General features: G+C 68.7%; 18 protein-coding genes and 3 pseudogenes. 14 read left to right on the top strand and 7 right to left on the bottom strand.

What is annotated here, in order from left to right:
* The first annotated feature begins 556 nt into the window (after positions 1 to 556).
* Complete coding sequence (locus ACQEVZ_RS60550) at positions 557 to 1,810, top strand: transposase (RefSeq protein ID WP_433386406.1); 1,254 nt, start codon at positions 557 to 559, stop codon at positions 1,808 to 1,810.
* A 206-nt stretch (positions 1,811 to 2,016) separates the two neighbouring features.
* Here ACQEVZ_RS60550 and ACQEVZ_RS60545 read toward each other — a convergent pair whose 3' ends face one another.
* Positions 2,017 to 3,333 (bottom strand): ISAs1 family transposase, encoded by a 1,317-nt coding sequence (locus ACQEVZ_RS60545; RefSeq protein ID WP_433376542.1) that lies wholly within the window; start codon positions 3,331 to 3,333, stop codon positions 2,017 to 2,019.
* A gap of 306 nt (positions 3,334 to 3,639) precedes the next feature.
* Here ACQEVZ_RS60545 and ACQEVZ_RS60540 point away from each other — a divergent pair, with 306 nt between their 5' ends.
* Positions 3,640 to 3,987 (top strand): hypothetical protein, encoded by a 348-nt coding sequence (locus ACQEVZ_RS60540; RefSeq protein ID WP_433376539.1) that lies wholly within the window; start codon positions 3,640 to 3,642, stop codon positions 3,985 to 3,987.
* A 187-nt stretch (positions 3,988 to 4,174) separates the two neighbouring features.
* On the opposite strand, the gene ACQEVZ_RS60535 is transcribed toward ACQEVZ_RS60540, so the two are convergent.
* A complete protein-coding gene (locus tag ACQEVZ_RS60535) occupies positions 4,175 to 4,360 on the bottom strand; it encodes a hypothetical protein (protein WP_433376537.1) in 186 nt (61 codons plus the stop codon).
* 50 nt (positions 4,361 to 4,410) lie between these two features.
* Positions 4,411 to 4,680, bottom strand: a pseudogene (locus ACQEVZ_RS60530) (ATP-binding protein); the annotation flags it as partial.
* A 276-nt stretch (positions 4,681 to 4,956) separates the two neighbouring features.
* On the opposite strand from ACQEVZ_RS60530, the gene ACQEVZ_RS60525 reads away from it, so the two are divergent.
* From ACQEVZ_RS60525 to ACQEVZ_RS60480, 10 genes and pseudogenes are all read left to right on the top strand, one after another.
* Positions 4,957 to 6,273 carry an ISL3 family transposase gene (locus tag ACQEVZ_RS60525; RefSeq protein WP_433376534.1) on the top strand — a complete coding sequence of 439 codons (1,317 nt, stop codon included), beginning with the start codon at positions 4,957 to 4,959 and terminating at the stop codon, positions 6,271 to 6,273.
* Between the two features lie 27 nt (positions 6,274 to 6,300).
* Positions 6,301 to 7,713 (top strand): IS66 family transposase, encoded by a 1,413-nt coding sequence (tnpC, locus tag ACQEVZ_RS60520; protein WP_433376531.1) that lies wholly within the window; start codon positions 6,301 to 6,303, stop codon positions 7,711 to 7,713.
* A 99-nt stretch (positions 7,714 to 7,812) separates the two neighbouring features.
* Positions 7,813 to 8,745 carry a tyrosine-type recombinase/integrase gene (locus tag ACQEVZ_RS60515; RefSeq protein ID WP_433386404.1) on the top strand — a complete coding sequence of 311 codons (933 nt, stop codon included), beginning with the start codon at positions 7,813 to 7,815 and terminating at the stop codon, positions 8,743 to 8,745.
* Positions 8,721 to 9,011 carry a tyrosine-type recombinase/integrase gene (locus ACQEVZ_RS60510; protein WP_433386414.1) on the top strand — a complete coding sequence of 97 codons (291 nt, stop codon included), beginning with the start codon at positions 8,721 to 8,723 and terminating at the stop codon, positions 9,009 to 9,011. Before ACQEVZ_RS60515 ends, ACQEVZ_RS60510 begins: the two co-directional genes overlap by 25 nt.
* Positions 9,008 to 9,139 (top strand): hypothetical protein, encoded by a 132-nt coding sequence (locus tag ACQEVZ_RS60505; protein WP_433376525.1) that lies wholly within the window; start codon positions 9,008 to 9,010, stop codon positions 9,137 to 9,139. The genes ACQEVZ_RS60510 and ACQEVZ_RS60505 overlap by 4 nt, the downstream gene beginning before the upstream one ends.
* 24 nt (positions 9,140 to 9,163) lie before the next feature.
* Entirely contained in the window at positions 9,164 to 10,762 is a 1,599-nt protein-coding gene (locus ACQEVZ_RS60500) for an ISL3 family transposase (RefSeq protein ID WP_433371632.1), read from the top strand.
* A gap of 235 nt (positions 10,763 to 10,997) precedes the next feature.
* Positions 10,998 to 12,656 (top strand): ISL3 family transposase, encoded by a 1,659-nt coding sequence (locus tag ACQEVZ_RS60495; RefSeq protein ID WP_433376522.1) that lies wholly within the window; start codon positions 10,998 to 11,000, stop codon positions 12,654 to 12,656.
* Positions 12,657 to 12,718: 62 nt separating this feature from the next.
* Positions 12,719 to 13,096: pseudogene (locus tag ACQEVZ_RS60490) on the top strand (integrase core domain-containing protein); the annotation flags it as partial.
* A 498-nt stretch (positions 13,097 to 13,594) separates the two neighbouring features.
* Complete coding sequence (locus ACQEVZ_RS60485; protein ID WP_433376202.1) at positions 13,595 to 15,004, top strand: IS1380 family transposase; 1,410 nt, start codon at positions 13,595 to 13,597, stop codon at positions 15,002 to 15,004.
* Positions 15,005 to 15,667: 663 nt separating this feature from the next.
* Positions 15,668 to 17,290: a S8 family serine peptidase gene (locus ACQEVZ_RS60480; RefSeq protein WP_433376519.1), complete on the top strand. Its 1,623-nt coding sequence runs from the start codon at positions 15,668 to 15,670 to the stop codon at positions 17,288 to 17,290.
* Between the two features lie 604 nt (positions 17,291 to 17,894).
* On the opposite strand, the gene ACQEVZ_RS60475 is transcribed toward ACQEVZ_RS60480, so the two are convergent.
* Positions 17,895 to 18,629 carry a hypothetical protein gene (locus ACQEVZ_RS60475; RefSeq protein WP_433376516.1) on the bottom strand — a complete coding sequence of 245 codons (735 nt, stop codon included), beginning with the start codon at positions 18,627 to 18,629 and terminating at the stop codon, positions 17,895 to 17,897.
* 243 nt (positions 18,630 to 18,872) lie between these two features.
* Positions 18,873 to 19,304 (bottom strand): hypothetical protein, encoded by a 432-nt coding sequence (locus tag ACQEVZ_RS60470; protein ID WP_433376513.1) that lies wholly within the window; start codon positions 19,302 to 19,304, stop codon positions 18,873 to 18,875.
* A 188-nt stretch (positions 19,305 to 19,492) separates the two neighbouring features.
* On the opposite strand from ACQEVZ_RS60470, the pseudogene ACQEVZ_RS60465 reads away from it, so the two are divergent.
* Together ACQEVZ_RS60465 and ACQEVZ_RS60460 are read left to right on the top strand one after the other, a co-directional pair.
* Positions 19,493 to 20,187, top strand: a pseudogene (locus tag ACQEVZ_RS60465) (IS256 family transposase); the annotation flags it as partial.
* 72 nt (positions 20,188 to 20,259) lie between these two features.
* Positions 20,260 to 21,597 carry an IS110 family transposase gene (locus ACQEVZ_RS60460; protein ID WP_433376510.1) on the top strand — a complete coding sequence of 446 codons (1,338 nt, stop codon included), beginning with the start codon at positions 20,260 to 20,262 and terminating at the stop codon, positions 21,595 to 21,597.
* A gap of 253 nt (positions 21,598 to 21,850) precedes the next feature.
* Here the strand turns inward: ACQEVZ_RS60460 and ACQEVZ_RS60455 are convergent, their stop codons facing one another.
* Complete coding sequence (locus ACQEVZ_RS60455; RefSeq protein ID WP_433376112.1) at positions 21,851 to 22,078, bottom strand: integrase core domain-containing protein; 228 nt, start codon at positions 22,076 to 22,078, stop codon at positions 21,851 to 21,853.
* Between the two features lie 64 nt (positions 22,079 to 22,142).
* The gene (locus ACQEVZ_RS60450) at positions 22,143 to 23,492 is read right to left on the bottom strand and encodes an IS30 family transposase (protein WP_433386412.1); all 1,350 of its coding nucleotides are present in this window, start codon (positions 23,490 to 23,492) and stop codon (positions 22,143 to 22,145) included.
* Between the last annotated feature and the right edge of the window lie 141 nt (positions 23,493 to 23,633).

Genomic DNA, 23,633 nt, shown 5'->3' with positions numbered 1-23,633 from the left:
TGAGCTGCGACAACTCACGGCTACCTAGTGGCAAGGCGTGTCACTAGGCGAGGACGTTTCCGCAGGTCAACGGCCTCGGCGGTGCTCCCTGCCCCGTCAGGCGGGAGGTGTAGTGGCATGGATCCTATCGACTCGTTGAACGTCAATTGTCGATGGGTGGGCGCGTCGCGCCCAGTCCTGTATGGCAAACTGCCCACGAATCGATGGCTGTGACGGTCATTGGTGGCCCCGGACGGGCGGTGTTAGGTGGCCCCGGCTTGCCCGTGGCGCGTTGCGCGGATGGCGGCGCGCGGGCTTCAGGCAAAGCGATGAACAGCGATGCGTGTGACGGTTGATTGTGGCCCCACCGGTGTCCTGGTGTTAATGCACGGCCCCGGCGTTGTTCTTCTTTGTCGGTTTTGATCACGGTTTGTTAGCTTGAGATTTAACCAACGGCCCGGGCGATCAGAAGATCGTCCGGGCCGTTTCGGTGTGTCGCAAGGATATGGGTACGGCCACCCGTGATCATTCGGAGTGCTGAAGCTTCGAAGGATGCGGGGTGGCCGTGGGGCCTACTATGCCAGGTTTGCAGGCTGTGGTGGCAACAGATGCCTCGGTGTGTCGTGCGGCATTGGTCGCGTTCCGAGCCGGATTGTATGCGTGCTTCAGCAGACGCGCGGACGCGTTGTTCGAGCTCGTGGATGCGGTGTTGACCGCTGATGGTCCGGTGGACTCCCTGGTGGAACTGTCGCAGGAGAAGGTGTTCCGGCGTGGACACGGGGCGTTGTATGACGCGCTGGCCTGTGGTGATCTCGACGTTGAACAGCTGGCTGGGCTGATCGCGTCGTCGTGGCAGCCCGCCGACGACGGTCCGGTGAAGATCGCGGTGGATACCTCGGCGTGGCCACGGCCGGACGCGGTGACCTCTGCGGGGCTGTGTCACTGCTACACCTCCTGCCGTTGCGACGGATCCCGCAAGACGATTCCGGGCTGGCCGTTCTCCTTCGCCGCCGGGTTGGAGTGGGGTGCGTCGTCGTGGACCGCGCTGCTGGACGTGGTGCGTATCGGCCCGGACGACGACGTGACGGTGGTGACGGTCGCCCAGATCGCCAATGTGCTGGCCCGTCTGGAGGAGGCCGGGACGCTCGCGCGGCGGCCCGCGCCGGTGTTCACGTTCGACTCCGGATACGACCTGACCCGCATCACCTATCTCGCCGGACTCGACGGTCTGGGTGTGCAGGTCCTGGGTCGGGTGCGCAGCGACCGGGTGTTCTACGCACCGGCACCCAAGCGACGCAAGGACGGTCGGCCGGGCCGGCCCAGGAAGCACGGCAGCCGGTTCGAACTGTCCAAGCCGACAGCGCTTCCGGCGCCCGATCAGCGGCTGCGTGGGCAGAACCCGCGATACGGCGAGGTGATGGTCAGCGCGTGGCACGGGCTGCACCAGAAACTGTCCAGACAGGCCGGCTGGACCGACTTCGAGGGGGTGCTACCGGTCGTGGCTGGCACCGTGATCCGCATCCAGGTCGAGCGTCTGCCCGGCAACCGGGCGCCGCAAGACCTGTGGCTGTGGCACACCGCACCACCGGGCACCGTCTTTGACCTGGACCTGCTGTGGAAGACCTACCTCCGCCGGTTCGATGTGGAACACACCTTCCGGCTGCTCAAGTCCACCCTGGGCTGGACCGCCCCGCAGATTCGTACTCCTGAGCAGGGTGAACGCTGGACATGGCTGATCCTGGCCGCGCACGCCCAGCTGCGGCTGGCGAAGACCTCACGACTGATCTACGCCGTCCCTGGGAGAAGACGATCCCTGCGGGGCGGTCGATGACCCCTGGACGGGTCCGCCGGGGTTTCCGTAACCTGCGCCGGCATCTGGGCACTCCGGCCGGTAGGCCGAAAACCACCAATCCTGGTCCCGGCCGTCCCGTGGGTAGCACCCGGCCTCCGCGAACCCGCTACCCAGTCGGCAAGAAGAAGTCCACAGTGGACACACCAAAAGTCAACAATCAGGCACTCAAGGGATAAAACTCAAGGTTAGATGCCGTAGACGGCGAAGGTGTCGGTGCGGTCGTGTAGGTCGCGGCGGGCGTGGGCGATGTTGGCGCGTCCGGCGAGGCGGAAGGTGTTCAGGGCCAGGTTGCGGAAGGTGGCCGCAGCGCGTGGTGCGGTGCCGGTTCTGAGCTGGGAGTCGTCCTCATGGAAGGTCACGTCCCGGGTCCGATGTAGACGGTCCTCGACAGTCCAGTGCCCTCTCGCGTAGTGGTTGAGGTGTGCCGGGGTGGCCTGCTCTGCGTCGAGGCTGACGATGCCGTGGATGATTTCTTTGCTGGTGCGTACGCCGTCGAGGCCGCCGGTGTCGCGGCGTAGCCGGAAGACTTGCCGGGCGCCGGGGAACACCGTGTCGTGGCAGGGTGCGACGCGTAGGGTCCGGCGTTCGGTACGTCCGTGTCCCCGATCGTCGGTGACGCTGGTGCGGTCGGCGAACTCGGTGTCGGTGCCGGATAGCAGCGCTTGCGCGGCCTGCAGCGCGAGGGGCTGGTTACCCTTCAGGATCAGCAGGTAGTGGGCGTTCAGCGGTCCGGTGATCAGCCGGGCGGTCTGCTTCGTCGTGTGCAGCGCGTCGAGGGTCAGCAGCATGCCGGCCACGTCCAGGGGTGCGAGCAGGTCGGGGATCACGGTGGTCTCGCCTCGCTTGTCGCCGACCTGGCGCTGACCCAGGATCACCCCGCGCTCGTGGGTGACCGCGGCGACCAGGAACACCTGCCCAGCTTCGGTGCGGGTGCCGTGCAAGAGCTTCCCGTCGATCGCGACCGCGGGCAGCAGCCCTGCCGGCGCCGGGTGGGTTACCGCCCGGACCGCGGCGCGGCGCTGCTCACGCTCGGCCGGTTCGTCAGCGGTGGCGGCAATCACCGGAGGCGGGGCGTCACCACGCACCACGTCGGCGGCGTAGCCGCAGGTCGCCGCATCCAGGGCGTCACCGTCCAGGCCGGCCAGGACCCGCCGGAAGGTGTGTTCGCTGGGCACCAGGTACCGGCCGGTCAGCGGGTTACGCCGAGCTCCGAGACGGTGCAGGACATCCTGCGGGGTCCGCGCCGCCCACTGCCGGATCGCCGTCACGCAGTCGTTGCCCGCCACCAGCGTCGCGCACGCGGTCAGGACCAGAACCACCAGCAGCGGATGGCGAAGCCCTCGTAACCGGCGCGGGTCCGGCACCTGCCGCAACCGCTGCACCAGCGGCGACGCCACCGACAACGGATCGACGCCGTCCCGGTCCGCGGCGAGTTCGGCCTCCCACAACGCCAGATCAGCAAGGTGGCCAACAACAGGGTCGATCAGGGAAGATGACGACACGAGCGCGACTCCACGGATGATCTTCAGGACTAGACACCCAAAAGATCATCAGAAGTCGCGCTCGTCCCACAACTCCCGCCCTGTCCGATCCTCAACACGGACAGAACACCTCAAGCCGGAACAACGCCGGGGCCGTGGGTGTTAATGAGGTTGACAGCTGGTTCGAGGGGTTCGTCTTGGGCTCGTCGGCCGTTGATCAAGACGCTCGGTGGAAGGTCGATCTGGTTCCGACTATGCAGGTCAGGTTGACCATGCCGGCGGCCAGCTGTTGTGCCGGCATGGCGACCGCCCGGCATCATGGACGCCATGGACGAATCGAGCAACGCCTCGAACCCCCAGCTGTTCAACACCGAACGGGCCGTCCCCGTGGCGACAAGTGGCCCAGATCCTGGCTATCCCCGGAATGCATCTGGTGAGACGTATGGTTCGGCCGCCGAGGCCGGGTCGCCCGGCCAGGCGCCTGACCTGATCCTCGTGTCGTTCGGGCAGGGTCAACGAGGGTATGTGCGGAAAGACGATCTCGACTCGCCCGAGTTCACCGACCCTGCGGACGCCGTCGAGTGGTCGCGGCAGAACGAAGGCAGACCGCCGCGGGTCATTCCGGTGTATGCAGCGGACGGTAGGACAGTCATCGGGACCCGCGCTTTCGGCTGAGAACCCCACCCCTAGGCGCCGGGCGCTGACTATCCACCTCGGGCGACAGTTGTCATGCGTCGGGTTGAGAGCGATCGACCGAAACGCTCCATGTGCTCGTCGTGCGGCAAGATCGGCATGGTCTCGCGACCGTCGGCAGGATCAAGCTCGTGGTTATGAATCAGATGCTGGTCAGAAGAGTCGTTCGTCAGGCTTCCGGGGCGCCGGGCTCGCCGGTTTCGGGTTGCCATTCGTCGATGTCGTCGGGCCAGGGTGCGGGGCGACCGCGGTCGTCCCAGAAGCCGGTCTCGGCGCCGGTCGCGGCGAGAGCGGCGTTGAGCCGCACCCGGTCGGCCGGGCCGGGGATGGCGGGGTCGCCGGGGTTGTCGGTCATGCTGCGGTCTCCGGTTCGGGCAGGTCCGCGGTGGATTGCTGCGCTGTTCGTCAGTCGCGGGGTGGGGCCTGTCCGGTGAGGGTGGTTTTGGTTCGGGCGAGGCGGTAGGAATCGGTGCCGGTCTGGATGATGTTGCCGCCGAAGGTGAGACGGTCGACGATCGCGGCGCAGAGCCGCGGGTCGGTGAAGGTCTTGGTCCAGCCGGAGAACGCCTCATTGGACGCGATCGCGACGGACGCCTTCTCCTCCCGTTCGGTGAGGACCTGGAAGAGCAGCTCAGCGCCGCGTTTGTCGAGTTCCATGTATCCCAGTTCATCAATTTATGTCGAGTACGGCATAAATCGATCTATGCCGAGACCGGGACTATGCCGAATCGGTGGTCCTCGATCGAGTGAAATCGGCGTAACCATTCAGCAGGTTCTTGCTGGTAGGTCTTGATCTTGGTGGGTGTTCTGGCCCATCCTGGCTCTTCGAAGTTGAGCGGGATTCGCGTGTGCCACCCGTGTCCGGGGGCGCCCCGGTGAGGGGTGCCCGTGGCTCATCGGTGATCATCTCTGTTGCTGAGGCAGGGAAATCACAACAGAAGAGCCACGGGCATGGTCAACGATACGACCCGACTGCTGGGCCTGGAGGGCCTGGCCGTCGTCGGGGTCGAGGATGACGGTGCGGGCGGACCGGTGGTCCACCTGGTCACCGCGGACGAGCAGGCGCGCTGCTGTCCCGATTGCGGGACGCCGGCGGTCCGGGTCAAGCAGTGGACGACAACCCGACCGAGGGATCTTCCTGTCGCCGGCAGGACCAGCCGACTGCGGTGGCGCAAGCGGCGATGGTTCTGCGATCTGGCCGGATGCCGGCGGCGGACCTTCACCGAGCAGGTCACCCAGGTTCCGGCCCGTGCCCGGCTGACCACCCGGCTGCGGCAGGCCGCCGGGGCCGCAGTCGCCGACGCCGGACGCACTGTGGTGCAGGCCGCCCGCGACCATGGCATCTCCTGGCCGGTCGCCGCGGCCGCGTTCACCGTCCACGCCGCGGCAGTGTTGCCGGTCGAGCCCGATCCGGTCACGGTGCTGGGCATCGACGAGATCCGCCGCGGCAAGCCCCGCTGGATCTGGGACGAACAGGCCGCCTCCTGGACCGTCACCGCCGACCGATGGCACGTCGGCTTCGTGGATCTGTCCAACGGCCAAGGCCTGCTCGCCCAGGTCGAAGGCCGCACCACCGCAGCGGTCACCGGCTGGCTCACCGCCCGCCCACCAGCCTGGCGCGAACAGGTCCAAGCCGTCGCGATCGACATGTGCACCGTGTTCAAGGCCGCGATCCGCCAGTCCCTGCCGCACGCGCTGCTGGTCGTCGACCACTTCCACATCGTGCAACTGGCCAACCGGGCCGTCACCGAGGTCCGCCGCCGGACCACCCTGACCCAGCGTGGGCGTCGCGGCCGCGGCAGCGACCCGGAATGGCGCATCCGCAACCGGCTGACCCGATCCGCAGCCCGCATGCCCGGCAAGCACGTCGACCGCCTGGCCGACACCCTCGCCGCCCTCCCGACCAAGATAGGCACCCCGATCCTCACCGCGTGGAACGCGAAGGAAGACCTGCTCGACCTGCTCGCAACCGCCCGTCACCAACCAGACCGCGAACACATCCACCGCCTGCTGCACCGCTTCTACACCCGCTGCGCCGCCTCCGACCTGCCCGAACTGCACCGGCTCGCCACCACCGTCGAGACCTGGTGGCCGCAGATCCTGGCATTCCTCACCACCGGCATCACCAACGCCGGCTCCGAGGGCACCAACCGCGTCATCAAGACCGTCGCCCGCGACGCCTACGGCTTCCGCAACCCCGAAAACCAGCGACTACGCACCCGCACCGCAACTACCCGCCGCCACCGCGGACACCTCAACCCCGCCTAACTTCGAAGAGCCCCCATCCTGGGTGGCGTGTCCGATTCGCTGCCGGTTGCCGAGTTGCTGGGGCGGCTGGCCCGGTTGGAGTCCTCGCTGGTTGAGCGGGACGCGCGGATCGAGGTGTTGACGCGGCGGGTGGCTGAGTTGGAGGCGTTGCTGCGCAAGGATTCGCGGACGTCGTCGAAGCCGCCGTCGTCAGACGGGCCGGTGAAGCCGCCGCCGCGGTCGCGGCGGCAGTCCTCGGGCCAGGCCCCGGGCAAGCAGCCGGGTGAGGCCGGGTTCACGCTGCGGCAGGTCGCCGAACCGGACCGGGTGCTCGTGCACACCCCGGTCGCGTGTGGCGGGTGCGGCCGCTCGCTGCGCCGGGCACCGGTGACGTCGGTCGAGGCACGGCAGGTGTTCGACCTGCCCGAGGTACGCCTCGAGGTGACCGAGCACCAGCTGGAGCACCGCCGTTGCGGGTGCGGGACAGTCACGATGGCAGCCCTGCCCGACGGGGTGGGCGCGCCGGCGCAGTACGGGCCGCGGGTCCGCGCCATCGGCGCCTATCTGGTCGGCTACCAGCACCTGCCCTATGAGCGCGCCTGCGAGACCCTGGCGGACCTGCTCGGTGTCGGCATGTCCGCGGGCACCCTGCTCACCGTGCTCGCTCGCACCAGCGACCGGCTGGGCCCGTTCCTGGCAGCGGTCCGGGACCGGATCGCCGCCGCACCCGTGGCGCACTTCGACGAGACCGGGCTGCGCGTGGCCGGCGCCGGCGCGTGGGTGCACTCGGCGTCAACCGCGACGCTGTCGCTGTTTGCGGTGCACCCGTCCCGAGGCCACGACGCCATGGCCGCCGCCGGGGTCCTGCCCGTGTTCACCGGCATCGCGGTGCACGACGGCTACACCCCCTACCGCCGCTACGGCACCGCGCACGCTTTGTGCAACGCCCACCACCTACGCGAACTCGCCGGCGTCCTCGACGCCGACCCGTCCCAGACCTGGGCGGAGAACCTGATCCGGCTGCTGTGCGAGATCAACGACATGACCCGCTCCGCCCGCGCCGACGGGGCCGAGGCCATCGGCGAACGCCTGCTGCACGTCTACCGACAACGCTACGACACCATCATCGCCGCCGGCAGGGCCGCCAACCCCACCCCGCCGGGCCACCGCGCCCGACCACCCGCCGTCAACCTCCTGGCCCGGCTACGCGGATTCGCCACCGACGTGCTGCGCTTCGCCCACGACCTGCGCGTACCGTTCGACAACTCCCAGGCCGAACGCGACATCCGCATGGTCAAACTCCGGCAGAAGATCAGCGGCGGGCTACGCACCTGGACCGGCGCCGAAACGTTCTGCGCCATCCGCAGCTACCTGTCCACCGCCCGCAAACAGGGCATCAACGCCCTCGACGCACTCACCCGCCTCCACAATGGACGGACCTGGCTACCAGGAACCAGCTGAACAGTTACAAATCGGCGTGGTGATGTCGGCATAGTTCTGGAGCCGGGGCACGGCCCTGATCAGGGGAAGCACGCGCTTCCCGTGAGAGGGGTGATGAGGATGGCGAGTCCACGCCGGAAGGCCGGCGCTCTGGCGGCGCAGGTCGACGGTTATCGGGACTGGTTGGCGGAGCGTGGCTATGCGCCGTTGACGGTCAGGAACATGCTCAAGGACTTGGGCCAGGTCGGGCAGTGGCTGGACCGGGAGCGGCTCGAGGTCGCCGATTTGAGCGAGGACCGGCTGCAGGAGTTTCTGCTGGATCGGCGGCAGGCTGGTCGTCGCAGGCTGGCTGGAGCTCGGGGTTGGCTGCCGCTGCTGACGTTCCTGCGCGGCGTCGGCGTGGTACCAGCGGCGCGGCTCGCGGCAACGCCGCTGGATCCGTTGCTGGGGCGCTATCGCAGCTGGATGCACCGCGATCGCGGCCTGTCGGCGTCCACGATGCTGCGATATGAGAACACGGCCCGTCGATTTCTGACCGAGCGCGCGATGACCGGCGGCCGGTTCACACCGGAGCAGTTGACCGGAGCGGACCTGAACGCGTTTCTGCTGCAGGAGTGCGGACGGGTTTCGTCGGGCTCCGCGAAGGGCAGGGTGGCCGAGCTCCGGTCGCTGATGCGGTTCCTGCACCTCAGTGGCGTCATTGCGATGAAGCTGGGGACGGCGGTTCCTCCGGTCGGCGGGTGGCGGCTGGCCTCGGTGCCGTCGACGATGGCGCCGGGCGACGTTCAACTGTTGCTGGACCGGTGTCCGCGCGGCAGCGCGGTCGGGGTCCGCGACTACGCGATCCTGATGCTGGTGGCGCGGTTGGGGCTGCGATCGATCGAGGTGGCCAGGCTGCGGCTCGACGATGTCGATTGGCGCTGCGGTGAGATTGTCGTGCGGGGCAAGGGCCGGCGCGAGGACCGGCTCCCGCTGCCGGTCGAGGTCGGCGGGGCCGTGGTCGCCTACCTTGCGACGCACGTCCCCAGCTGGGTGACCGGCACCTGTTCCTGACCGGTCGAGCGCCACTCACGCCGATCCGTGCGGATCTGGTCGGCGACGTCGTCGAGCGGGCCTGCGTCCGGGCCGGGCTCACCCGGGTGGGACCGCACCGGCTGCGGCATGCCCTGGCAGCGCAGATGCTGCGCCAGGGCGCCGGGCTGACCGCGATCGGTCAGGTGCTGCGGCATCAGGATCTGGCCACGACCGCGCTCTATGCGAAGGTCGACTTCGCCGCGCTGCGCCAAGTCGCCCAGCCATGGCCCGGGGCCGCGGCATGAACGGGCTGCGCGGGCATCTTGCGGACTATCTGCGGCTTCGTCGTGCTCTGGGACACCGGATGGCGGAGGCGGCCTGGCTGTCGGCGCTCACGGAATTCGGCTCTGGCACTCATCCGGTGATCGACTGATCTTGATGGTTTGATCGTTCCCTTGTGGAGCTTGTTGGCGCGTTGTTCCCGCATCTGCATGGCGTTGTGGTGGACCGGGTTGTGTTGGCGGAGTCGAGCGTTCATGTGGAGGCGCGGTGCGTTGTGTCGGCGGCATCGTGCCCGAGCTGCCGCGGGACGTCTGTGAGGGTGCATAGCCGGTATCGGCGTCGGTTGGCCGATCTGGCGATTGCTGGGCGTCGGGTGCTGATCCGGCTGATGGTGCGCAGGTTCTTCTGCACCGATGCCAGCTGCGACCGGAAGATCTTCGCCGAGCAGAGCGGCCTGGCTTCACGGTATGCACGTCGGACCCAGTTGGCCGGCGGCGTCCTGGAGACTATCGCTTTGGCGCTGGGCGGCCGGCCGGGTGCGCGGATGACCGACGCGCTCGAAGTCCCGGTCAACCGGATGACGTTGCTGCGTATCATCCGCCGCATCCCAGACCGCCCAGTCCAGGCGCCGGAGGTGCTTGGCGTCGACGACTTCGCGATCAAGAAAGGTCAGAACTACGCGACCATCCTGCTCGATATGGCGACGCACCGGCCGATCGACGTGCTGCCCGACCGCAGCGCGGACGCGTTCGCCGACTGGCTGCGCCAGCATCCTGGCGTGCGTGTCATCTGCCGCGACCGCGGCGGCAACTACGCGATCGGCGCCCGAGCCGGCGCCCCGAACGCGATCCAGGTCGCCGACCGCTACCACCTGTGGGCCAACCTCGGCGAGGCCGTCGAGAAGACGGTACTGGCCCACCGGGCCTGCTTGCACCCGCCCGAACCCGCCGCCGAGGAGCAGCCCGAACCGGCACCCGTGCAGACCGCACTTGCGCCTGACGGCGTCCGTGACGTCCACGGCCGCGAACGGCGCCTGGTCACCCGAACTCAGGAACGCTACGCCGCAGTGCAGACGCTGCTGGCCCAAGGCAAGTCCCTCAGCGCGATCTGCCGGGAGCTCAACCTGGAGCGGGGAACGGTCAGACGGTTCGCCCGCGCCGAAAGCCTCGACGAGCTGCTGTTCAAGGCCACGCACCGGGTGACCAAACTCGACCCGTTCAAGGCCTACCTGATCGAACGCTGGAACCACGGCCAGACCGACGCCGCAGCGCTGTTCCGGGAACTGCTCGAGCAGGGCTACCGCGGCGGCAAGCTGACCGTCCGACGCTTCCTGCACCAGTTCCGCGGCCACCACCACATCCCGCAACCCGGGCCACGCCCGATCAAGCCGCGCCACGCGACCCGATGGATCATGACCAGACCTGACCGGCTCACGGATGCCGACCGCGCCTATCTTCGCCAGATCCGGGACCGCTGCCCCGAACTCGACCGCACCGCCGAATACGTGCGCGCCTTCGCCGTCATGATGACCGGACGGCAAGGCGGCAACCTCGAACGCTGGCTCACCACGATCGAGGGCGACGACCTTCCCGCACTGCGATCCCTCGCCATCGGCATGCGCCGCGACCAGGACGCCATCACCAACGGCCTCACCCTGCCCCACAGCTCAGGAGCAGTCGAAGGCGCCGTCACCAGAGCCAAGGCCATCAAACGCGCCATGTACGGCCGCGCCAACCTCGACCTGCTCCGCAAACGTATCCTCGCCCAGCACTGACATCCCCATCCGCCGATCACCGAATGAGTGCCAGAGCCGAATTCCGTGAGCGGCAGACCGCTACAGCTGGGGAATTCCGGGTTCTGGCTCACGAAAAGTGGACGGGTGGCGGACGATCACGTTGATGTCTTCGGACCAGCTTCGACACCGTCGGTAGGCGAAATCGGCACACGGGTGGCATGGCCGTTGAGCTGCGCGGCTTTGCCGGCGGGCGATCGTCGGTGATCATGGCGCGGTGCTTGATCAACCAGTAGTCGGGCTGCGGCTGCCGCATCTCGACCGGGTCGTCGTGGAACGGGCCGAGACCCGCCCCGACGCGGTCTGGCTTCACGCCCGGGTCCGCGGCGACACGGCTGCCTGTCCCGTCTGCGAGACCGAGTCGAGGTCGGTGCATGTGCGGTACCACCGCCGCTTCCGCGACGCCCCGATCAGCGGCCGACCGGTGTGGATCGTGCTGCAGGTGCGCCGCTTCACCTGCCGGAACATCGACTGCACGAAACGGACCTTCGCCGAGCAGGTACCCGACCTGACGATGCCGCGGAGCCGGCGCAGCGTGGCGGTGCGGGGCATGCTGCACGGCATCGGCGCCGCGTTGGCCGGCCGGGCCGGGGCCCGGCTCGCCGCGAACCTCTCGATCAAGGTCAGCCGGCACACCCTGCTCCGGCTGCTCCGCGCGGCCCCCGCCGCCGAGGTCCGCACCGCGCCACGAGCACTCGGCGTCGATGATTTTGCCCTCCGCAAAGGCCAGACCTATGCGACGATCTTGCTCGACATGGACACCCGCCAGCCGATCGATGTCCTGCCCGACCGGGAGGCCGGCACCCTCGCCGCATGGCTGGTGGCGCACCCAGGCGCGGACATCATCTGTCGGGATCGGGCCGGTGCATATGCCGACGGTGCCCGCACCGGCGCTCCGGACGCGATCCAGGTGGCCGATCGGTGGCATGTGTGGCACAACCTCGGTGAGGCCGTCGAAACCGTGGTGGTGGCCCACCGGGCCAGCCTCCCCGAACCCGCACCACCGCCTACCGACCGGCCCACCCCGGCCATGCCCCCGACCGAACCACAGGCTCCGCCCGCACCAGACCCGGCCCAACCGCAACAACCGTTGCCGGATAAGGAGATCCGGCTTGTGACGAGGACCCGGGAGCGGCACGCCGCAGTGCAGGCGTTGCTCGCCGAAGGGTGTACCCGCGCCGAGATCGGCCGGCGTCTCGGCCTGGACCCGCAAACGGTGCGCCGCTTCGCCGATGCGTCCGACGTGGACGAATTGCTCGCCAACACCCGCCGCGAAACGCTCATCGACACCTACGCCCCGTATCTGCGCCAACGCTGGGACGACGGCTGCACCGATGCTACGACGCTGCTCGACGAGATCCGCGCACAGGGCTTCCGCGGCAGCATTCAAACCGTACGCCGATACCTGCAACCGTTCCGTGGCACCACATCCACCGGCGGCACCCGGCCGAAACGTCGAGCCACGCCCGCCCCGCCGACCCCACCGAAGCCGCGCCGGGTCGCCACCTGGATCATGTCCGACCCGGCTAACCTCCGCGCCGAGGACCAGGCCTGCCTCACCGCGATCTACCAACGGTGCCCGGCACTGCAGACACTGGCCGACCATGTCCGGGACTTCGCTGCGATGATGCGGAACCTCACCGGCGCTGACCTTCCACAATGGATGGCCAAGGTCCTGGCCGACGACCTCCCCGGGCTGCACTCGTTCGTCAAAGGTGTCCGACGCGACCAGGCCGCCGTCACTGCCAGCCTCACTCTGCCCTGGAGTTCCGGCGCTGTCGAAGGTCAAGTTAATAGGGTCAAAATGCTCAAAAGGCAAATGTACGGCCGAGCCAACTTCGACCTCCTCCGCCTCCGAATCCTTCAACCCAACTGACATCACCGTCCGCTACCGGTCCACTTTTCGTGAGCCAGAACCGGAATTCCGTGAGCGCCGACACCAACGACAACCCGTACATCGAGGCCAGCTTCAAGACACTCAAGTACGACCCGACGTTCCCGGACCGGTTCGGGTCGATCCAGCACGCCCGGCAGCACTGCGAAGCCTTCTACACCTACTACAACCACGAACACCGACACTCCGGGATCGGCCTGCACACCCCGGCGTCGGTCCATCACGGCACCGCCGGGCAGATCCGTGAACAGCGGCAACGCACCCTCGACGCCGCCTGGGCCGCGCATCCCGAACGGTTCGGCCGCCGCCGTCCACAGCCGCCCCGCCTCCCGGAACGGGCATGGATCAACAAACCAGACGACAACGCCCTCGAACAGGTCGCCGCCACGGCGGCGACCAACCTTCCACCAGCACAAAGCTAAACAAAATCAAGAAACTGTCTCAGTTGACTTGACAGGTTCCGACCCCGGACGGCCGTATCGGCTCCGCCTTCCCACGTTCCACGCGAAAGCCGCAGATCGAGCTCGCGCCGCCTACATGCCGGACACCGCCTGGCCAGTAAGTGGGTGACCGCCAGACTCATCCCGAAGCAGTTCAGATACCCCGGTTTCGATGTCGACCAAGATCCCTTTCGACACTTCGCAGGCTGTGACGCAACGCCTTCCCGATCCCCGCCTGACGCCTCAACCGGCGCCTTTTCCACCTCGCTCACCACGACGGTCTTCAGCCAACGCAGCAGGTGGCGGCTTGAAGCCTCCCCCCACAGAGCGACTCCGAGGGGCCAATACCCTCATCTTCCACGCAGCACCGCCTCCAGAGGAACCGTCCACATAGGACCTCCATCGACGTTCGTGGCACACCTGGGCTGGGAAGATAGGACTTGTCGAGGGTCCTTATCCATCCGTCCGGAGGGCACCTGCATGGTGAAGCGTACCGGAACGCGTCCGAGGGTTGTGGTGTCCGCCGACGGTCGTGGCGTCGTCGGTCATGCCGGTGCGCGCCTACTCACCGACGTCGCCGATGTGACCGGTCTGACCGTCGCGTGCAGTGATGCGCTCGCCGGGTTGCGGCAGCGTCGAGGCGGCCACGACCCCGGCCGGATCGCGGTCGACCTGGCGGTGATGCTCGCCGACGGCGGTGAAACGATCTCGGACCTGGCTGTTCTCCGCGACCAGGCGGCATTGTTCGGGCCGGTCGCGTCCGATCCGACCGCGTGGCGCCTGCTGTCCAGCATGGACAGTGCGGTGCTGCGCCGGCTCGGCACCGCGCGAGCCCAGGCACGCGAGATCGCGTGGGCGCAACGGATCGACACACACGGCGGCCTGCCACAGACCACCGCCGCCGGCCTACCCGTCCCAGGTCTGGTCCTCGACCTGGACGCCTCCATCGTGATCTGCCACTCCGAGAAAGAAGCCGCGACCCCGACCTGGAAGAAGAATTTCGGGTACCACCCGCTGTTCTGCTTCCTGGACAACACCCGCGAAGCGCTGTCCGGACTGTTACGTGAGGGCCGCGCCGGGTCGAACACGACCGCCGATCACATCACCGTCCTGGACGACGCCCTCACCCAGATCCCCGACCACATGCGGCACGGCACCCCGATCCTGATCCGGTCGGACTCCGCCGGCTGCACCCAAGGGCTCCTCGCCCACATCCGCGACCTCCGCGCCACCGGCGTCGACGCCCGCTTCTCCGTCGGCGTCGCGATCACCGAACCGATCCGCCAAGCCATCCTCACCGCCAAACAGCACCTGCAATGGGTCCCGGCCCTCGACAGCGACGGCGAACCCCGCGACGGCGCCGACATCTGCGAACTGACCGGCCTCGTCCCCGACGACAGCTACCCACCCGGCACCCGGTTCATCGTCCGCCGCGAAGAACCACACCCCGGCGCGCAACTGTCCCTGTTCGACACCGTCGAAGGCCTCCGCCACCAGGTATTCGCCACCGACACCCCACCCGGCAACAGATCCGTGCAGCACCTCGAGGCCCGCCACCGCGGCCACGCCCGCGTCGAAGACCGCATCAGATGCGGCAAGGACACCGGCTTCGGCCGGTTCCCCTCCCGTGTCTTCGCCATCAACCAGGCCTGGCTGCAACTCGCCCTGACCGGGATCGACCTGCTCGCCTGGACCCAGATGCTCCTCCTCAACGGGGCCCTCGCCACCGCCGAACCGAAGAAGCTGCGCTACCGGCTCCTGCACGTCGCCGCACGGATCACCCGCACAGCCCGCAGCACCCGGTTACGAATCGCCGAAACCTGGCCCTGGGCAACAGATCTCGTCACCGCGTTCACCCGACTCAACGGGCTACCACGCCCCACCGGCTGACACCCGCACCCCACCGCGTCGACACCGCACGGAGGAAACCGGCCAACGCGCCGGGACCTCGGCACGCCAGCACACCCCACCGACCCAAACCAAGATCAACAAACCGTCTCAGCCACCACGATCAGCGGTAACGAAAGACCGGGGCTAACCATTCCACCCCGGACAGATAGATTGCTGCCGGCGTGCCTGGCGGTGCCGGGCACGCCGACCAGTCGTGAGATGGATGACAGAACGTCGGTGGCACGTAAGGATCAGCGCGCCTCCGCGCAGCCCCATCGGCTCTCCCGGGCCCCGTGTCGCCCGTTTTGGGACAGCGGCCGGGGCGGCACAGGGGACATGACACCCAGCTGTTCGTTGTGCGCTACTTAAGGCAGCGGTATGCGATGCGGTGCGGCAGGCCGCCAGTCTGGACGCTGGCGGCCTCGCCCTGTGATCTGCTACCGCACACCGGGACGCTGCCACGAAGCAGGCGTCGGTCAGTTTGGTGGCGCACCGTTCCCATGGGTCGAGGCGCTCCTCGTCACCGTGAACGTCGAACGTTCGTCGCGGCGATGCCCGCCGGCATGGGGCGTGAACCTCGCGGCCGCCACGTCCGTCTACCGGGGGTCCCATGCAAGCCCGCGGAGGAGGAAAGCTGTGGTCACCACCCGCCGAGGTGTGCCCGTGTTGCTCACCGCGCTGTTGGCGGCGCTGCTGCTGGCGGCGCCGGGTCGTGTCGCGGCAGCGCCTGCCGAGGCGCCGTTCGTGCTGTACTACACCGTCGCCAGCCCCAGTGAGACGCTCACCGGGCTGGCCGACCGACTCCTCGGCGACCAAAAGCGAGCCGCTGACCTGTACCGCCTCAATGCGGGCCGCACCCAGCCCGACGGAGGGGTCCTCACCGACCCGGGGCAGCTGCGCGTCGGCTGGGTCCTGGTCCTGCCCTGGGACGCGGTCGGCGCCGGCGTCCGCTACGGCCAGCTACCCGGCACCGCGGCCCCAACGGCCCCCGCGGCGGACCCCACGAGACCCACGGGCAGCACCCCGCCGCCGACGAGCGCACCGTCGACCGCCGCACCGACGAGCGCATCGGTGGTACCACCGAAAACTACGGCACCGGCCGCGAACCCGACGGGGCCGAACGGCTGCGTCCTCGGCGCCGCCGTTCCCAAGACCGACTGGGCGCGCGAGCGCGTCGACGCCGGTCGCGTCTGGGACAAGGCTCGCGGCACCGGGGTCACCGTCGCCGTCGTCGACTCCGGTGTCGACGGCAGCCTGCCGCAGTTCGGCGATCGGGTCCTTTCCGGTGCCGATCTCGTCACCGGAAAGGGGCGCGGCGACCAGGACTGCCTTGGCAGCGGCACCGCCATGGCCGGCCTTATCGCCGCAGGAGGTGAACAGCCGCTCGGCGTCGCGCCCGCCGCACAGATCCTGCCGATCCGGGTCAACGACACGGGCGCGGCGATGACCGGTGCCGCGAAGGCGTCCGCTCTCGAGGTCGCAGTCGCCGCGGGCGCCGATGTCGTCGCGCTCGGCGCCGGGTTTGACGTCGCTGACCCGGCCATCGCCGAGGCGATCGCGCTCGCACTGCGCCATGACGTCCTCGTCGTCGCCGCCGCACCCGCCAAGGGCTCTCCGCCGGCGGCGCCCGGCGACGGATCGACCGGCGCACTGTTGCTCGTCGGTGCCGTCAACCCGGCCGGTGCACTCGCCAGTCGCTATCCCGAAGGGCTCGTCGATGTCGTCGCCCCGGGGGTCGACCTGCGCAGCCTCGGTATCGCCGGCACCGGAGAGATCGGTGTCGCCGGCGATCAGTACGCGGTCGCCCTGGTCGCCGGCGCCGCCGCCCTGGTCCGCTCGGCCGAGCCGAAGCTGACCGCGGTCCAGGTCAAGGACCGGCTGACGCACACCGCCAACCGGATGGGCAGCGGCGCACCCGACGCACAGTTCGGCTGGGGCATGATCGACGCGGCCGCGGCCGTGACCGAAACAGCGGCCGATGACGGCAACTCCCCCGGTGGCAAGGACGGTGGTTCGACCGGCACTGCCTGGCTGGCGCTCGCCGTGATCGCGGTGGTAGCCCTGGGTGCCGTCGCCCTGTTCATGGTCCGCGTCCGGCGCTGGGCTCGTACCGAAAGCCCGGCGGAGCCCGTCGAAGCGCCGGAACCCTCACCCGCCGACGACAACCGGTCCGCGTGGGACCCGGACGAGCCCGACCTGCTCGACCGCAGCCTGCTCAGCCGGGAGCCGTCGGCAGGCGACAGAGGACCGCGTCCGAGCACACCGCCGCCTGGCGACCAGGGTTGAACGCGGTCGTGGAACACCGGTCGCCGAGTCGTGCACTCGTTGACAGCAGGCGGCGACCCGTCTCGAGGATCCCGTTCGCCGTCTTGATGCAGATGAACGGTTCGGGGCGGACGTCGCAGGCCGCGACCCCGGCAGCCACACGTCGGCTGCCGGGGTCGGCGACGCTGCGGTGGAGGCACGGCAGAGTTTGCGGTTGGTCAGTTGGCGAGCTGGATGTCAGATCCAGGCCGGAAGCCGATCGTGATCAGCAGCGGAAGGGCTGGACCTGGGCCGGGCCGGCGCCCGCCTGCGGTATCCGATCGCGCAGGTTGAGCTTGGGGCATCTCGATGGCGCCGTATCGGGGTCAGCATTTGGCGTGGTGGTCGGACGGTGCGTCGTCGTGCCGGATGGTGCGCAGCAGCAGTTGCCGCTCGGTTGGTTGTGGCGTTTGCAGGTAGGAGAGGCCAGGTTGGTGTGCCCGGCCTGGGCGAGGTCCAGCGGCGTCTGGAAATTTCCGGGCGTTGGTCGTCGGGTGAGCGGGCGGCGATGTCGCGGTGCTGCACCGCGTCGCGTCGTCGCGGTGCAGCACCTCATGGTGCTCGGTGTATATCTGCTGTGCGTAGGTCAAGTCGGTGGCTGACAGGAACTCGGCCAGTGCCGGCGATGGCCGGTCCGGCAACGGCATGACCTGGGACAGGCTGTGGGCAGCGTGAGACCCCGCTCGGCGGCGACCAGGCCGGCGATGCGGTTGACGACAGCGTTCGGGTGGGGTCGGTGGGGGCAACGGCCCATCGACGGCAGGGACGAAGGTGGCGGGGGCGACGGTTTGGCAAGGTGCACCGAACTGTTGAAAGCTTCGGGATTTGCAGGAGTGATCGCCTCGCCGGGCGCGTCGATCCGCTCCAGGGCATACATGCGGCCGGGCTCGGAAAAGCGCGGCGGCCCAGTTCCGCACCGCCAGCCGAGCCTCGTCGGTCCAACATCGTCCTGCGGCAACACCGCCCGGTAGAAGATACGGTGCCCAGCACGGGCGGCTTCCTCGGCCATCCCCTGGGCCCGCAACGCCCGCAGGCAACGGGCAGCGGCGGCCGTCGATTTGATACTGAGCGCGCCCAGGGCACCGGAGGCAATGTCGCCGGCGCTGGCCTGCTCCGGCCCGGCGAGCATAACCGCCCACAACCGCAGCACGGACGTGGCATCCGCCTCGGGATACTTGTCGAGTGCCTCCGCGATTGCGGTAGGGACGGACGGTGGCGTCATGATGGTGGGGAGGGGGTCGATCCGTTGCAGGGCATGGGTGCTGCCAGGCTGGGGAAGTGCGGCGGCCCAGTCCCCGCACCGCCTGCCGAGCCTCGTCACGGCCCGCACACCATCAACCCGGCACCAGCCCACCCAAGGGGACGTTGCCGCCCCGGAACCCATGCGGTACCGCAGCGAAGCGCGCCGTCGGGGACGCGTTTCAGCCAGAAGCGCCCGCGCCTGGACTCTGTGCAGATGTGCGGAAGGCTCAGGAGGTCGAACGCAGAGGCTCACCCGTCCGGCGCGGCGACCGCCTGGGGAGGAGGGCCGCCGCCGCGCCGGGCGAGCTTCATGCGGGAGCGGTCAGGTCCGCGTCCACCTGAAGCCGGCGGTCGCGGCGGCGTTGCCCGTCGCGCCAAACGTGTACACCTTCACGCCCGGATTGGTGTCCGAGTTGACGAGCAGAGCGCCGAGCGTGAACTGGTTGACCGAGGTGTGCCACTGGCCCATCACCTCGACGGTTTCAGATCCCTTCGGGATGTTCCACGCACCGCACGTCCCCGGCGCGACCAGGGTCGTGTAGGCCCGCCCGCCCGTGGCCGGCCCCGGCGGGTCGGGCCAGAGAAACGACAACATGGAGCTGTAGCTGCCCTGCGAACAGAGCATGACCCGCCCCTTGCCCATCGGCGCCGCGGCAGCCGACCCTGTCGTGGCGATCAGCGTCACGCCGGTCACCACCGCCGCGGCAGCAACACCGGCCGCCGCCTTCTTGATAGTGGTGGTCTTGATACCCACTCGCGCGTCCTCCTCCGTCGTGCCTCCCAACCCCCAGCAGAGCGCCAGGGGCGTGACACACCCGCAAGACGTACACGTCAACGGACAAGTTCACGGATCACGGGTCTGTAGAACGAACGGCTCTGGCGCAGAAACGGGGACTGTAAATTTAACGGTGTAACTCAGACAAAGAGGACACCGAGATGACGATGACCGCAGACGCGAATGTGCAGCCGCTGGCCGATGACGTGGGGTTGGCCGGGTTGGTCGACGATGACCTGATCGCACGGTTGGCGGGGCAGGCCCGGGCGCAGGGGTGAGCCTGGTCGGTGAGGGTGGTCTGTTGCAGCAGCTGACGAAGCGGGTTCTGGAAGCCGCGTTGGAGGGCGAGATGGACTCGCATCTCGGCTCGGGGAAGCACGTGCGTGCGGGCCGCACGTCCTCTGGTAACGCCCGCAACGGTCGGCGGGTCAAGACCGTGCTGACCGAGGCCGGACCGGTCGAGCTCGACGTGCCGCGGGACCGGGACGGGTCGTTCACGCCGCAGATCGTGCGCAAGCGGCAGCGCCGGCTGTCCGGTGTGGACGATCTGGTCCTCTCGTTGACCGCGAAAGGGCTCACCACCGGGGAGGTGTCGGCGCATCTGGCCGAGGTGTACGGCGCGGATGTGTCCCGGCAGACGATCTCCACGATCACCGACAAGGTCGTGGAGGGGATGACGGAGTGGCAGAACCGGCCCCTGGACCCGGTCTACCCGGCGATCTTCCTCGACGCGATCCACGTGAAGATCCGGGACGGGAAGGTCGCGAACCGGCCGATCTACGTCGCCCTGGCCGTGACGGTCGAGGGCACCCGGGACATCCTGGGGTTGTGGGCCGGCGACGGCGGTGAGGGCGCCAAGTTCTCATAGTAGGTCCCAGGTCCGGGACCGCTCCTTTGGGAGAGTGGGCTGATCTTTCCCCTGAAGGAGGTTGATATGGCGAGCTTCGCCGGTGGTGTCGCTCAGGCTGGCTATGTGGATCGCATCCGTGATCTGGCGCCGCAGCGCTGTCTGGTGGTCCCGGTCGACGTCGGTAAGCGCACCGCGGTGGCTCTGGTCGCTGACCACTATGGACAGATCATCGTTGCGCCGTTCGAGTTCGACCTCACCGTCTCCGGCGCTGGGAAGCTCGTGACGACTATCGCCGCTACGCGGCAGCGGGTGGGTGCCGAAAGCGTGCGGGTGGGCATCGAAGCCGCCGGGCACTACCACCAAGCTCTCGCCACCACGTTACGCAGCAACGGGTTCGACGTGGTCGAGTTGAACCCGTACCAGGTCAAGATGGCCAGGGCTCAGCTCGGAGCTGCGCGGGTCAAGACCGACGTGCGGGACTGCACGGCTATGGTCGAGCTGCTGGTGCGGGGGCAGGGCTGGCCGCTGCACCGCCAGGACGGCGCGATGGCTGAGCAGGTCGTATGGGTGGCCCACCGCCGGCGCAAGTTGGCCGCCGCGCAGGCGTTGGGCAGCCAGGTCCACGCCCTGGCCGATCTGGCGTTCCCGGGCCTGACCGGGTGTTTCACCACCGGCCTGGAGGCCAAGACGTTGCGGATGCTGCTGGCCACGCTGCCCGACCCGGCGCGGGTGACCGCCATGAGCGCCGAGGAACTGGTGCACCACGCCCGATCCCGTCAGGTGCGGATGACCCGCCCGAAAGCGGCCCAGGTCATCGCCGCGGCGGGCGAGGCGATGTGCGTGCCCGACGCGCAACGCGCCGCCGCAGCGCGACTGCTCGCCGCGGAGGTCGAGGTGTTCGACGCCCTGCAACGCGACCTGGCCGCCTGCGACCAGCGCCTGGCGCAGCTGCTGCCCGACACACCCGCCGGGGTGCTGACCTCGATACCCGGCGTCGGGACACTCACCGCCTCCTACTACGGCGCAGCCCTGGGCGATCCCGCCCGGTTCGCCAACGCCGGCGCGGCCTACCGCTACTCCGGTCTGGCCCCCACCAGCTACGAGTCGGCTGGACGGCGCACCGCCAAGGTGAAGATCAGCAAGGTCGGCTCGGTCGAGTTACGGCAGGCGATGATCGCCCTGGGCACCGGGATCGCCTTGCACCACAACGATTTCGCCGCCTACAAGCGCCGGCTGGTCGACGCGGGGAAGAAGCCGATGGTGGCCGCCATCGCCGTGGCGCACCGCGCCCACCGGCTTGCGTTCGCGGTGATCCGATCGCAGCAGCCCTACGACCCGGCCAAGTGGGCAGCCAGCACCTCCGGCCGTCAGCGGCGAGACCGGTCCGCCATGGCCGCCGACCCGGCGACCGCTGCGACGTAACCGGTCTCAGCAGCCACCATAAACCCCGGGGTCGACCGGATGCAGTCTCCTTGCGGCACGACCGCAAGGCCGAAGGTGGCAGGGGCCGGAGCGACGTCGTCAAGCATCAGCAGCCGAGCCTGGACTGCGTAGCCAGCAAGACGTCCGGTCTCTTCCGCTCACGCGAGTGCGCACAACAGCCAGCGTCACGAACGCGACTACATGAGTAAGCACCGCACCGTGAAGTTCCACCCCAGGATCGGACACCGGGGTTTCATGCCGCGAGGGCGGTGGTCTGACCGTAACAGACGCGGGCCTCGTACGGGGTTCGGTGGCTGAGTGTCGAATGTAGACGGTTGCGGTTGTAATAGGCAAGGTACGCGAACACGGCTCGGCGCGCGTCGGCCCGGGTGGCCCAGACCCGGGTGCCGATCTCGGCTTTCAGGGTCGCGAAGAACGATTCGGCGACGGCGTTGTCGTAGCACGATCCGACGCGGCCCATCGACCCTCTCATGTGGAGCGACTTGAGCGTGGTGCGGAACTCGGTCGAGGTGTACTGACCGGTTTCAACCAGTCGTTGCAACACCACTGTCCTGAGTGGACGATAACAGGTCGTTGAGGGCTTCGCCGGGAGTCCTCCACCCGAGTGCCTTGCGTGGCCGGCTGTTCAATGTTGCCGCCACCGCCTCGAGTTCGCCGGTGTTCCAGCGGGCCAGGTCCATACCTTTGGGAAAGTACTGCCGCAGCAGCCCGTTGGTGTTCTCGTTCGTGCCGCGCTGCCACGGACTGTGCGGGTCGGCGAAGTAGACCTGCACGCCGGTGTCGATCGTCAGCTTCGCGTGCTGGGCGAGTTCCTTGCCGCGATCCCAAGTGAGCGTGCGACGCAACTGCTCGGGCAGGGCGGTGATCGTCGCGGCGATCGCTTCCCGGACGGCTTCAGCGCCGTGCCCGGCCAGGGCCGGGCCGTTCTTCGACCGCGCTTCGACGCCCCAACCGTCCATGCGGGGCAGGTGCAGCAGCATGGTGAAGCGGGTGGTCCGTTCCACGAGGGTGCCGATCGCGGACCTGTCCAGCCCGATGATCAGGTCACCTTCCCAGTGCCCCGGCACGGCCCGGTCCTCGACCTCGGCCGGACGCTGACTGATCATCGCTTCAGGGGTGACCATACCGTCGCGGCGTAGCCGGGCCCGGGCGCGCGGCACCCGCAACGCGCGGCCGGTGCGCAGACACGCGACCAGTTCACGCTTCAGCGCGCCCCGGCCCTGGATGAACAGCGATTGGTAGATCGCCTCATGCGAGATGCGCATGGACTCATCATCCGGGAAGTCCAGCTTCAACCGGTTGCTGATCTGTTCCGGGCTCCAGGCTGTGGCCCAACGACGGTCTTCCCGGCGGGGCTTGTTACGTCCCTTCCAGGCCCGAGCCGTCGGCCCGGCCACGAGCTCGCCACCGGCCCGGCGCACCGCCCCGGACAGTCGGTCCTGCACGTACTCGCGCAGCCGCGGATTGGACACCAGCTTGGCGGTCTTCGGGCGCTTGGCCGCCTGCTGCGCCTTCCACTGCGCCACCACGGCCCGATACTCCTGCCTGCCGGCCCGGGTCGCCGCGTTGCGCCGCAACTCACGCGAGATCGTCCCCGCATCGCGCCCGATCCTGCGGCCGATCTCCCGCACACCCGTGCCCTGCGCCCGCAGCAGCGCGATCTCCTCGCGCTCGGCGAAGGACAGATAGCGGCCCGAAGGCTCGTCCAGGCTGATCGGCGGCATACCGCCAGCGTGACGAAACCACCGCGCCCCAACCGGCCACGACACGCCAACGGCAAGCGCCGCCTCGACCGTCGTAACCCCCGTCGCGATCAGCCGCCAGAACTGCCGCTGCACCGCGCGCGAAGGCTCAGGCCGACCCGGCGACCGCATCGGCGCCCGCAGCGCCCGGTCCGCCGCCCACTGCCTCCGCGCCCCTCCGGCACCTGCTCCAACTTCATGTTCCGGCCCATGCACACCTCCGTGATCAAAGGTGTTGCGACGACCGGTTGAAACCGCCCTGGGAGCCGCGGT

Source organism: Dactylosporangium sp. CA-152071, assembly GCF_050936335.1.
GTDB lineage: Bacteria > Actinomycetota > Actinomycetes > Mycobacteriales > Micromonosporaceae > Dactylosporangium > Dactylosporangium maewongense.
This window is presented reverse-complemented; position numbering and strand designations above follow the sequence as displayed.